Here is a 12,680-nt window from a genome sequence, read left to right on the forward strand (position 1 = left end):
TGCAGTGTGGTGTCGGCGTCGAGCGTGAACCGCCCCGGAGACGATCCATGCCCGCACAGCGTTCCGTGCTCTCCCTCGTCCCCCGCCCCACCAAGTCGACCGTCCTGCCGGGGCGGTTCACGCTCGACGCCGACACCACACTGCACATCGGCACGGGCGCCGAACCGGCCGCGGACCTGCTGCGCACCCTGCTCACCCCGGCCACCGGCCTTCCTCTACGGCCGTCCCCGCAGGGGCAGTTGGCCCTGACGCTCGACCCCGGACTCGCCGGTCTCGCCGGCCTCGGCGAGGAGGGCTACGGCCTCACCGTCGCCCCGCACGCCGTACTCCTGCGCGCCGCGCACCTCACCGGCCTGCTGCGCGGAATCCAGACGATCCGTCAACTCCTGCCTCCACAGGCCCTGTCGGTGACTCCGCAGCCGGACACGCGCTGGACGCTGCCGTGCGTCGAGATCACCGACCTCCCCCGTCACCCGTGGCGCGGCGCGATGCTGGACGTGGCCCGGCACTTCCAGCCCGTCTCCTGTCTGCGCCGGTACGTCGACCTGCTGGCCCTGCACAAGATCGGCGTGTTCCATCTGCATCTCACCGACGACCAGGGTTGGCGCATGCCGGTGTCCGCCCACCCGAAACTCACCGAGATCGGCGGCCACCGTGCCGAGTCCCAACAGGGGCCCGCCGGGAGCGACTTGTACGACGGCGTCCCGCACGGCGGGTCCTACACACGGGCCGAACTCACCGGCCTGGTGAGCTACGCGGCGGCTCGCGGGGTGACCGTCATGCCGGAGATAGAGATGCCCGGGCATGTACGGGCCGCCCTCGCCGCCTATCCCCACCTGGGCAACAACCCGGCGCGCACCCTCGACGTCTGGACCCGCTGGGGCGTGTGCGACACCGTCCTCGGGGTCCACGACGAGGTCCTCGACTTCTGCCGTACGGTCCTCGACGAGGTCATGGACGTCTTCCCCTCGCCGTACATCCACGTCGGCGGCGAGGAGTGCCCCACCGCCGAGTGGACGCACAGTGCCGCCGCCCGCGAACGGGCCCTGGCGCAGGGCCTGTCGAGCCCCGCGGCACTGCACGGCTGGTTCCTCGGGCGGATCGGCGAGTTCCTCGTGCGGCACGGGCGGCGCCCGGTCGGCTGGGCCGAGACGGGGGCCGAACTGCCCCTGGACTTCACGGTGATGACCTGGCGGGACGCGGCCCACACCCTGACGGCGGCCCGCCGCGGCCACCCCGTCGTGAGCGCGGATCACCGGGCGACCTATCTCGACTACGCCCAGTCGGAGGACCCGGGCGAGCCCCCGGCCCAGCCGGGCGGCGTCGTCGATCTGCGGACCGTCCACGCCCACGACCCCGTGCCCGAGGACGCCGAACGGGCCGTGGCCGAGCGGGTGTTGGGCACCCAGGCCCAGTTGTGGACCGAGTTCGTCACGACGCCCGAGCGGATCGAGTACCTCACCTACCCCCGCCTGTGCGCCCTGGCCGACCGCGCCTGGAGCGGCGCGACCGACTGGGCGGACTTCCGCTCCCGGCTGGCGGACCACACCGCCCGCCTGGACGCGCTCGGCGTCCGGTACCGCCCTCTGACCTGACCCGTTCCGGAATCACCCCACCTTCTGGAAAGGCACCACCATGAGATACGCGAAGAACAGACTCCGCGCCGCCGCGTCCGCCGCCGTAGCGGTGGCCCTGGGCGCCGCCGCGCTCACCGCGCTGCCGTCCACCGCGAGCGCGGCGGGCGACGGGCTGAGCGTCCAATACCGCACCAGCGCCACGGGAGCCACCGCCGACCAGGCCGAGCCCTGGTTCAAGGTGAAGAACACCGGCTCCACCACGGTGCAGTTGGCGAACGTCAAGCTCCGCTACTACTTCAAGGCGGACTCGGCGAACGCGAGTTACCGCTTCGCGTGTTCCTGGGCCGTCAAGGGCTGCGCCAACATCACCGGCACCTTCGGCACCCTCGCCAACCCGACGGCCACGGCGGACCGTTACCTGGAGATCGGCTTCACCTCCGGCGCCGGCACCCTCGCGCCCGGCGCCGACACCAGCGACATGCAGCTGCGCTTCTACCAGTCCACGTGGCAGACCCTGAACCAGAGCGACGACTACTCCTTCGGCGCCTCCCGGACCTCGTACGCCGACTGGTCCAAGGTCACCGCGCAGTTGTCCGGCACCACCCTGTGGGGCACGGCCCCCGCGGGCAACGACCCGACGAACCCGCCCACCGATCCGCCGACCGACCCCCCGGCCACCGGTGCCACGCTGTTCGACGACTTCAACTACAGCGCCTACAACGACCCGAAGGTCGCGGCTCACGGCTGGAACGTGCGCTCCACCTCCGGCGGTCCCGGCGTCTCCGGTGCCACCTGGACGCCCCAGAACGTCACCTTCCCCAGCGCCGGCGGCAACTCCGTGATGAACCTGGAGACATTGACGGCGGGCACCGGCGAGAGCACCAAGCAGACCGAAGTCGTCACCAACGCACGGAAGTTCAAGAACGGCACCTACGCGGCCCGCGTCAAGTTCAACGACGCCCCCAAGTCGGGCCCGGACGGCGACCACCTCGTCCAGACGTTCTTCACCATCAACGACCTCAGCGCGCCGCTGGCGGACGACTACTCCGAGTACGACTTCGAGTACCTCCCCAACGGCGGCTGGGGCGAGACCTCCGACATCCTCTACACGACGTCCTGGGAGACCTACCAGGCCGACCCGTGGATCGCGGTCAACCAGCACACCGAGGGCCGGCAGAGCTACAACGGCTGGCACGACCTGGTGCTGACCATCGACAACAGCAGCATCAAGTACTACATCGACGGCCAGCTCTTCGGCACCCATGACGCCGCGTACCTGCCGGAGCGCCCGATGTCGATCAACTTCAACCAGTGGCTGATCGACTTCGGCGGCCTGACCAGTTCCACCGCCCGCGCCTACGACGAGCAGGTCGACTACGTCCTGCACGTCAAGGACCAGGTCCTCACGCCGGCGCAGGTCGCCGCGAAGGTCGCGGCCTACCGGGGCGCGGGCACCACGTTCGAGGACACCGTGCCCAGCAGTTGATCACCGAACGCGGTGCGGCGCGCACTCGGTGTACGGCGTCCGGGTGCGCGCCCCACCGTCGCCTAAGCTCCGGGCCATGCGCGTATTGGTCCTGGAGGACGATCTCGAGCTGGGCCCCGTCGTCGCAGATCGGCTGCGGGACGCGGGGTTCGCGGTGGACCTCGCGCGGACGCTGGCCGAGGCGGATCTCAAGCTCTCGGTCAATCGCTACGACTGTGTCGTGGCCGACCGCTCGGTCCCGGACGGCGACTCCCTCACGCTGCTCGCCGCACAGCGCCGCGCGGGATCGGTGCTGCCCTTCCTGCTGCTGACGGCGCTCGACGCGATCGCCGACCGGGTGGCCGGCTTCGAGCACGGCGCGGACGACTACCTGGTCAAACCGTTCGCCTTCGCCGAACTCGTCGTACGGGTAAGGGCGTTGTGCCGCAGGGAGCAGCCCGCGCGGCCGTCCGTCCTGCGGGCGGGCGATCTGGAGCTGGATCTGCCACGGCGCCGGGTGACCCGGGCCGGGGTGCTGCTCAGCCTGTCCGCCAAGGAGTTCGCGGTGCTCGAACTGCTGATGCTGCGCGCGGGCGAGGTGGTCACACGCAGCGAACTGATCGAGAGCTGCTGGGACGAGGCGAGCGAGCCGATGTCCAATGTCGTGGACGTCCTGATCGGCCAGGTGCGCAGACGGCTCGGGCCGCCCGATCCGATCGCGACGGTACGCGGCGTCGGCTACCGCCTGGGCGACGAGGCATGAAGAGGCACGTCCTGTCGCCCGCCGTGGCCCGGCTGCGCCGCACCCGCCGGCTGATGACGCTCCTGTTCGCCTCGACGACGGCGGCCTGTCTCGTCGTACTCGCCGTGGTCGCGATCCGCATCGACGCCGCGTCCCGCCGCTCCGGCCTCGACCACGAGGTCGGCAGCCGCGCCGCAGGACTCTCGCGGGCGGTCTGGTTCGACGCGGGGGTCCTGCACCTGGAGCCGCTGCGCGAGGACGAACTCGCCCAGGGCGCACAGGCGTTGGCCGTCCTCCAGGCCGCGCCCGGGAAGGCGCCGACGTTGCGGAACGTCGTACCGGGACGCTCCTCGCTGCCCGATCAGGACCGGCTGGACGAGATCTGGCGGAGTGTCCTGGACGAGCAGGAGACCGTCCTCGTCAGCGATCCCGCCGCCGGGGGCGGGCGGCTGCGGTGGGCGGCGGCGCCGGTCTGGGACGAGGACCGGGTCGGGGCGGCCGTGCTGGTCGGCACCGAGCTGGCGCGCAGCGAGCACGATCACGACCTCCTGGTGCGCTGGCTGGCCCTCGGCTGCACGGCGCTGGTGTGCTGCGCCGCGGCCGTAGGGCATCTGTTGTCCGGGCGGGCCATGCGGCCGGCGCTGCGCGGACTCGGGCAGCAGGAGCAGTTCCTGGCCGAGGCGGCGCACGAGCTGCGCACCCCACTGGCGACCCTGCGGCTCACCGTCAAGCGGGGCGGCTCGTCCGACGAGACGCTACGGCTGGTCGACCGGCTCAGCCGACTGGTCACCGGGCTGCTCGCCAGGGCCCGGCTGGAGTCCGGTGCGCAGCGGGTCGAACTGGTACCGCTGCGACTCGACCAGTTGGTGGAGACGACCGTCGAGGAGCTGCCGGACCACGCGAGCGTCACGGTGACGTCCGAGCCGGTGGTGGTGCACGGCGATCCTGACCTGCTGGCGCAGGCGGTACGGAATCTGGTGGAGAACGCCCAGCGGCACGGGGGTCCGGCCGGTTCGCCGGTGGCGGTCGCCGTCGCGCCGGGCCTGGTCACGGTCCGGGACCACGGGCCGGGGGTGCCGCTCTCCGACCGGGAACGCGTGTTCGCCCGCGGTGTCACCGGGTCCGGTCCCGGCACGGGCGCGGGCCTCGCCATCGTCCGCTGGGTAGCCGGTCTGCATCACGGCACCGCCCGCCTCACGGACGCTCCCGGCGGCGGACTGCTCGCCGAACTCCGGCTGCCGACGGACCCCGCGCACGGAGAGGGCGCCTCTTCCTGACAGGGCGCCCGGTCCGCGTCCCCGGGCGTCCTCATCGTCATCTCATGAAGGCCCCGGCACCGTGGACGCATGAACGCATCGCGCAGCCCCGTCCTGCTGGTCACCACCACCGCCGCGAGCCTCGGCGTCGTACTCGTCGCCCTGAACCTGTACGGCGCGGCCTCCCCAACTCCCGCCCCCGAGGCGGCCGTTCGGGTCGACCAGGTCGGCTATGTGCGCGGCGAGACGAAGCAGGCCCACGTCATGGGACCCACGAAGGCACTCGCGGGAGCACGCTTCAAGGTCGTCGACACGAAGGACAAGGTGGTCACGGCAGGCCGGCTCGGTGCCGTCACCGGCCACTGGAACGCCAAGTACCCCTCGGTGCGCACGGTCGACCTCTCCGAGCTCAACACCCCCGGCACCTACCGCATCGTCCTGTCCGGCACCGCGACCGGCCGCTCCCCCGCCTTCCGGATCGCCGACGCGAGCGAACTGATGACCCCGCTGGTCCGGGACAACGTCCGCTTCCTCCAGGCCCAGCGCGACGGCGCCGACGTGCTGCCCGGGGCCCTCCAGCACGGCCCGTCCCATCTCGCCGACGAGGACGCGACCGTCTACGCCGACCCGCGCTACGACGAGGCGGGCGAGGAACTCCTCGACGAGCACCTGACCCCGACCGGCGACACGGTCGACGCCTCGGGCGGCTGGTTCGACGCGGGCGACTTCCTCAAGTTCACCGGAACCACCTCCTACTCGACCGCCGAACTCCTGCTCGCCGAGAAGGACTTGTCCGCCATGCCCGCGCTGTCCGCCGAGGCGGACCACGGCCTGGAGTGGCTGGACAAGATGTGGGACGGGGACAGCGGGACGCTCTACGCCCAGGTCGGCATCGGCGCGGGCAACGACACCGTGCGCACGGACCACGACGTATGGCGGCTGCCGGAGGCCGACGACCGGCTCGATGTGTCGCCCGGCGACCCGGACTACCCGATCAAGCACCGGCCGGTGTTCCGCGCGAACGCGCCGGGCGAGCCGATCACTCCGAGTCTCGCGGGACGGGTGGCAGCGGCCTTCGCTCTCGCCGCGCAACGCACGGCCGACAGCGACCCGGACCAGGCCCAGGAGTGGCTGGAGAAGGCCGCCGCCGTGTACGAGCAGGCCGACACCGACCCGGACCCCGACCAGCCGCTCGTCACCGCCTTCCCCAGCGGCTTCTATCCCGAGGAATCCTGGCAGGACGACATGGAGTTCGCGGGTGCCGAACTGGCTCTGGCCGCACAGGAGTTGGGTGACGACCGGGAAGCCGACTGGACCGGTGAGGCGGCCCACTGGGCCCGCGTCTACCTGGACTCCGACGTCAAGGGCACCCTCAACGTCGCGGACGTCAGCGCCCTGGCCCATGCCGACCTGGCCACCGTCCTGGACGGCGCCCGCAGCAACGGAGTCGGGGCTGCGGACCTCACCAAGGATCTGCGGCGCCAGTTGGAGGACGGGGTCGAGCGTGCCGGGCGCGATCCGTTCGGTGCCGGTGCGGTCTACGACGACTTCGACGCCGTACCGCACACCTTCGGTCTGGTGGCCACCACCCGCCTCTACGCCAAGGCGACCGGAGACACCCGCTACGCGGCCTTCGCGGGGCGGCAGCGGGGCTGGGCGCTCGGCGCCAACCCATGGGGGACGAGTTTCATGATCGGCGCCGGTGAGGTCTACCCGCACTGCCCCGAGCACCAGTTGGCGAACCTGCGCGGCAGCCTGGACGGGAAGGGCGCGATCCTGCGCGGCGCGGTGGTCAACGGACCCAACGCGGCGGAGAAACTTACCGACTTGAACGGCTTCCCGAACATGAGGAAGTGCACCGCGGCCCCGCCGTCGGGAGCCTGGACCGACTTCGACGGCAAGGGTTCGCGGTATGTGGACGACGTGGGCGCCTGGCAGACGGTGGAGCCCTCGCTGGACTTCACCACGACGGCCCTGCTGGCCTTCGCCCTGACGGCGCAGGACGAAGGCCGGTAGGACCGATGTGTCTCAGGACGTGAGGTAGCAGGACTTGCTCACGTTCGGCAGCGGGTCGGTGCCGAAGGCGGCCGTCGTGCAGGCGGCGGAGCCGGTGAACGCCTTGTAGAGGAAGCGGCCCCGGGCGCCGTAGGCCACGGTCTGCTGACCGCTGAAGCCGCAAGTGCCGCCTTCCACCACGCAGTTGGTGGCATACCCGGCCGGGCCCCCGGTGGCGGTGTAACAAGCTTTCGACTCACCCGAGATGGGGTCGCCGAACACGGCGTCGGTGCACGCGGTGTTGCCGCTGGCGGTGGCCGTGGTGAACGCTCCGTAGGCGCCGTACATCACCGGTTGTCCCGCCACCGCCGCGCAAGTCGCGTTCTGGTCCGCGCACTTGGTCCAGCCACCGGCCGGTGCCCCGGCGGGCGGCAGATAGCAGGACTTGGCGACGCCGTCGATCGGATCGCCGAAGTGGGCGTTGGTGCAGGCGACGGAGCCGTTGGTGACCTGGTGGACGAAGTTGCCGTTCGCGCCGTAGGCGACGTCACGGTTGTAGCCGGGCACGGCGCAGGTGCCGCTCTCGGCCGCGCAGACGGTGTATCCGGGCGGGCCGCCCAAGTCGGCGACGTAGCAGGACTTGACGAGATTCGCCGCCGGGTCGCCACCGAAGGAGTCGTTGGAGCAGGCGGTGCTGCCGCTCACCGTCTTGTAGGTGTACGTCCCGGCGCCGTAGGCCACCGAGCGGGTGCCGCTGAAGGAGCAGGTGCCGCCCTCGCCCGCGCACCGGGTGTAGCCCGCGCGCAGGGCGCCGGTGCCCGGTTCGGCGGGCGGTGCCGGATTGCCGAGGCCGGTGGCGGAGACGCTGTAGCTGCCGGGGGCGACGCCGGTGAGGTAGACGTAGGTGTCGTCCTGGCTGCCGCCGGTGATGCCGGAGGTCGGCGTGAACGCTCCGTTCCTCCATACGACGGCGCCGTTCACGGTGACCGTGATGTCGCCGCCGAGCTTCGGGACGCCGATCCGGCCGGTGCTGCCGGACGGGCTGGAGAGCGTGGCCGAGTAGGTGCCGGCCGACGGATCGCGGGACCAGGACGCGTTGATCGCGCCCTGGGGCGTGGTGATGCGGCCCTGGGCACTGGTCAGGTCGCCGGGGTGCGGGACGAAGCGGTAGGCGCCGGTCGCCGACTCGGGCGCGGTGCCGAGCACGTCGAAGGTGAGCGTGGAGGTGGGCGCGGTGGACCAGCCGTGCGCGAGGCTCATGAACGAACCGCCGTACGCGAGACCGCCGTCGGACTGGATGCCCTCCCAGAACGTGCTCTTCGTCCCGATGTCGCTGTCGAGCATGTGGCCCCAGGTGCGGCGGATCTGGTCCAGGGCGGTGAAGTCGTCGTTGGCGGTGAAGCGGGCGTTCAGCTCCATGCCGCCGGCGAACGGCGAGACGTTGCCGCCCCATTCGGGAGTGGTGGGGCCGTAGATGCCCCAGTTCTTGCCGAGTCCGGTGATGATGCTCTTCGACTTGGCCGTGGAGTCGCTCAACCCGTACCAGACGGCGAGGGAGTTGCCGTCCTGCGGGTACAGACCGCTGGTCGGGTTGTCCTTGTACATGCCCTTCGAGGCGTCCCACAGCCGGGAGTTGGCCGCCGACTTGATGGCGTCGGCCCTGCTGTTCCAACTCGCTGCAAGGGCGCTGTCGCCCTCGACCGCGGCGAGGGTCGCGCCACCCCTGAGGGCGCCGTACAGCAGTGCGTTGGCGGAGATGTTCTCGCCGCCCTGGCCTACCCGGGCCCAGTCCTGGGTGCGGGTCACGTTGAGGAGGTCGTTGCCGTCGATCTTGTCGGTGATGAAGGCCATCCCCCGCTTGTAGTTGGACCATTCGGAGTCCAGCCACGACCGGTCGCCGGTGTACGTGTAGTACGTGGACGTCCCCAGCAGGGTCCACGTGTGGTAGGTGTCGGAGCCGGTGAGGTTGAACGGCGGCCCGGACCAAGGGATTTCACCCGCCGCCGACTGCGCGTTGTACATCGTGGTGAGAGCGTTGCGGGTCGAGGTGAGGTCGTTGGAGTAGGCGTACTGCGTGGGGACGGCGATACCCATGTCACCGGGCCACACCGTGCGGTCGCGCTTCGCCCCGTCGACCAGCACGGAGTCCCCGACACCCACGGTGGCGCCGTTGTCCCACGCCGAGGAGGGCGGCGGCCACGCGCGGCCCTGGTTGGAGGCGATCGTGTTCAACTGCACCGTGTACGCACCGGCGTACCAGATGCGATTGAGCAACTCGTCGCTGGAAGTGAAGTAGTTGGGGTAGTCGGCCGGGTTGGACTTCCCCGGTGCCGCCGTGAAGTTGAGGCTGACACCGTTGAGGTCCACCCAGCCCGAGCTGTCCAGGAAGACGGTCAAGTAGCGGAACCCGCCGCGCAGTTGGGCGGTGGGCATCGTGTACGTCCCGTTGGCGGAGGGCGTGGCGTAGAGGGCGCCGTCCTCGCCGTCGCGGCCACTGCTGCGGTCGCTGTTGTTGCCCACGTACAGTGACGACTCGCTGAAGGCCAGGCCGACGCGTTGACCGCTGGAACTGGTACTCCCGAATGACAACGTTACCAAGCCGCCGACCTCCTTCCCGAAGTCGAGCGTGACGGCCGACTGCGAGCCGGAGATCCGGGTCGCCTGTCCGCTCAGCACGTTCGTCGGGTTCGCGACGCTGCCGGAGGCGCGGTAGACGGCGGTCGGTTTGACGGTGCGCGAGGGAGGCGAGTAGTTCACGGCGTCAAGTGCCGCCTTGGGAGCGGCTATTGCCGTCGCCGGCGCCGCCCCGGCGGACAGGGCCGGGGTCACGGCCAGCACCGCTGCCACCGCCATGGTGAGCCCGACTGTCGGCACTGGTCTGGGCTTTCGGTTCCGCGGTGGTCTGCGGCGGCGCATGAGTGCCTCCCGGATCGGTGGGGGAACCAGCCGCTCAACTGGACAACCAGGATGATGAATCGATTCAAATAGATCGACCGCGAGGGCCTGGAAGAGGAAGAGCAACGGGTACGCGAGATGACTCGCCGAAGTTCGCACCGATGATGGGCGCCGGGAGAGCGGGTGTCAACCCATCGCGGAAGCCTTCAACTCCCGGGCAAAAAGCGCGCCTTACGACATTGACAGGGCCGCACCAAGCCGGTTCACTGCGTCGAGGACGGTAGAGGTATGGACCATTGATCCAGAGCTGAATCCATTCACACCCGGCGTCCCCCATCGTGAAATCGAGGCGAGTTCCGGTGTCCCCACATCACTTCGACATCGTTGTCGGACCACGGTTCCTCAACTTCCTGCTGACGGCCGCCCTCGCGTTCGTGGCACTGGTACCGGCCGCGACGCCGGCGTCCGCCGCGACCCAGGTGTGCGTCCTGGCCTGTGACACGCTGGACCCTTCGCAGGCCAGGCAGGAAACGTTTCCAGTGCCGGACAGGACGCTCAACGGGCGGCGTGTGCAACTCCATGTGTCCGACGCGGACGACATGGCGTGGGCCAGTATCGACAACGGCACGACCGGGGACGCGGTGTGGCTGGACCGTTCCTGGGACGGCGGCGCCACCTGGGACGGCCTGCTCGGCAAGGCGAGCATCCCGAGCACCTGGACCGGCACCCGCACGCTGATGTACAACATCACCGATCCGCGCAACCACAGGCGCGGCCTGGTCCGGGCCTGCGGCGACGCGGCCGGCGTCGGCTGCACGAACTGGGTCTACCCCACGGTCTGCGACACCGTCTGCGACGGCACCGGCGCGGCCCAGGCGGCGGGCGACAACCAGCCGGTCCCCTCGACCACCTTGTACGGCAGGACGATTCGACTGCACGTCGACCAGAAGAACGCGGCGGCCTGGGCGAGCATCGACACCGGTGCCGCCGGTGACGAGATCTGGCTGGACCGCTCCTGGGACGGAGGCGCGACCTGGCCGGACGGCTCCTCCCTCGGCCGTACCAGCACCCCGTCCGGAGCGACCACGACCCGCACCACGATGTACGCGACCCGTGATCCGCGCGGTCTCCTCTACGGCGGCGCGGTCCGCGCCTGCGGCCGGGAGGCGAGCCACAACGAGGGCAGCTGCACGGCGTGGTACCGGCCCGTGCCGAGCAGGGCGCGCGCGGCGGCCGACGCACTGATGACGTCGTACGACCCCTACAACGGCTGGTGGCCGAGCAGTTGGTGGAACTCGGCGGCCACCCTCACCTCCGTCATCGACTTCGCGAAGACCACCGGCACGCACGACTACGACTGGGCCGTCGCCCGCACCTTCGACCGGAACAAGGGCGTCTTCCCGGCCGGGACCCGGAGTTCGGACGCGATCGAGGGCGACTTCGTCAGCCGCTCGATCGACGACTCGGGCTGGTGGGCGATCGCGTGGATCGACGCGTACGACTACACGCACGACGCGCGCTATCTCGACGAGGCGGTCACCATTGCCAGTTACATCCAGCAGTACTGGGACACCGGCACCTGCGGCGGTGGCGTGTGGTGGGACCGGGAGAGGACCTACAAGAACGCGGTGACGAACGGGCAGTACCTGTGGCTGACCACCGCGCTGCACCAGCGGATCGCGGGCGACACCGTGTGGCTCCAGCGGGCGGAGACGTCGGCGGCCTGGTACAGGGCCAGCGGGATGATCAACTCCTCGGGTCTGGTCAACGACGGACTGTCCTCGTCCTGTGCCAACAACGGCTCCACCGTGTGGAGTTACAACCAGGGGCTGGCCATCGGTGCCTTCACCGAACTGTGGAGGACGAACGGGGACAGCTCGCTGCTGGCCACCGCCCGGACCCTCGCGGACGCGGCGATCAGCAGTCCGGCGCTGACCTCCGGCGGGGTGCTCACCGAGTCCTGCGACGCCGGTTCGGCGTCCTGCGACGACAACCAGAAGCAGTTCAAGGGCATCTTCATGCGGAACTTCGCCGACCTGGCGAAGGCGACCGGCTCCAGCACCTACCGCGCCTACATCCAGAAACAGGCCGACACGCTGTGGGCACAGGACCGGTCCAACCTCAACGCGCTCGGTGAACGCTGGGCGGGCACCAGCCCGAACCAGACCGACTGGCGGACACAGGCCAGCGCGCTCGGGGCACTGACCGCCGCGGCGGACTGAGCCCGGTGCAGGGTGGGTGCGCGACACCTGGGGTGACGGCGGCCTGGTTGCGCTCCTTGAGCGCGACCAGGCTGGCCGGGAAGCAGCCACCCACCCGAGGAGCAGACGACGAGCAGGTCACGCTGTTGACCCGGCCCCAGGAGGTCCGCGCCCTGATCGCGAACGGCAGGCCGGTTCTCTGGGAGGGCACCGACGCCCCCGGCCGCCCCACCGCTCCCGAGACGGGCGTCCCCGCCGCCCAGGACCTCACCGGCAGCCCGCGCGTCGGCGTCTGGATCGACCGGAACGACTTCCTGCACCAGGAGTTGACGGCCGACGGCCGCTACGACGAGACCCGGGGCGGCCGCCCGCACGCCTACGAGGGCCGCTACTGGATCGACGGCGACCGCATCGACTACCTCGACGACCTCGGCTTCTGGGCCTTCGGCGAGTTCCGGGGCGACGAGCTGCATCACGCGGGGTACGCGATGCGGCTCGGGGCGGGCTCCCGGTCGTAGCGGATCAGTCGACTCGGCGTGCGGCGGACCC

The 12,680-nt window shown here is 70.6% G+C and carries 8 protein-coding genes; 7 read left to right on the forward strand and 1 reads right to left on the reverse strand.

Annotated features, from left to right (window positions below; translation table 11 throughout):
* Nucleotides 1-47 precede the first annotated feature (47 nt).
* The 5 genes from JHN63_RS05125 to JHN63_RS05145 all read left to right on the forward strand — a co-directional run bounded on the left by JHN63_RS05125 (nt 48) and on the right by JHN63_RS05145 (nt 7,056).
* Nucleotides 48-1,595 (forward strand): beta-N-acetylhexosaminidase, encoded by a 1,548-nt coding sequence (locus tag JHN63_RS05125; protein ID WP_200677475.1) that lies wholly within the window; start codon nt 48-50, stop codon nt 1,593-1,595.
* A 40-nt stretch (nt 1,596-1,635) separates the two neighbouring features.
* The gene (locus tag JHN63_RS05130; RefSeq protein WP_200677476.1) at nt 1,636-3,063 is read left to right on the forward strand and encodes a cellulose binding domain-containing protein; all 1,428 of its coding nucleotides are present in this window, start codon (nt 1,636-1,638) and stop codon (nt 3,061-3,063) included.
* A 76-nt stretch (nt 3,064-3,139) separates the two neighbouring features.
* A complete protein-coding gene (locus tag JHN63_RS05135; protein ID WP_200677477.1) occupies nt 3,140-3,805 on the forward strand; it encodes a response regulator transcription factor in 666 nt (221 codons plus the stop codon).
* On the forward strand, nt 3,802-5,061 hold the full coding sequence (locus tag JHN63_RS05140) for a sensor histidine kinase KdpD (protein WP_234476161.1): 1,260 nt from the start codon (nt 3,802-3,804) through the stop codon (nt 5,059-5,061). The genes JHN63_RS05135 and JHN63_RS05140 overlap by 4 nt, the downstream gene beginning before the upstream one ends.
* A gap of 69 nt (nt 5,062-5,130) precedes the next feature.
* A complete protein-coding gene (locus JHN63_RS05145) occupies nt 5,131-7,056 on the forward strand; it encodes a glycoside hydrolase family 9 protein (RefSeq protein WP_200677478.1) in 1,926 nt (641 codons plus the stop codon).
* 12 nt (nt 7,057-7,068) lie between these two features.
* On the opposite strand, the gene JHN63_RS05150 is transcribed toward JHN63_RS05145, so the two are convergent.
* On the reverse strand, nt 7,069-9,888 hold the full coding sequence (locus JHN63_RS05150) for a trehalase family glycosidase (protein ID WP_200677479.1): 2,820 nt from the start codon (nt 9,886-9,888) through the stop codon (nt 7,069-7,071).
* Between the two features lie 401 nt (nt 9,889-10,289).
* On the opposite strand from JHN63_RS05150, the gene JHN63_RS05155 reads away from it, so the two are divergent.
* Entirely contained in the window at nt 10,290-12,152 is a 1,863-nt protein-coding gene (locus JHN63_RS05155) for a glycoside hydrolase family 76 protein (protein ID WP_200677480.1), read from the forward strand.
* A 56-nt stretch (nt 12,153-12,208) separates the two neighbouring features.
* Nucleotides 12,209-12,649 carry an Atu4866 domain-containing protein gene (locus tag JHN63_RS52425; RefSeq protein ID WP_234476162.1) on the forward strand — a complete coding sequence of 147 codons (441 nt, stop codon included), beginning with the start codon at nt 12,209-12,211 and terminating at the stop codon, nt 12,647-12,649.
* Nucleotides 12,650-12,680 lie beyond the last annotated feature (31 nt).

Origin of the sequence: Streptomyces sp. MBT65, from assembly GCF_016612545.1 — a bacterium.
Taxonomy (GTDB): Bacteria; Actinomycetota; Actinomycetes; order Streptomycetales; family Streptomycetaceae; genus Streptomyces.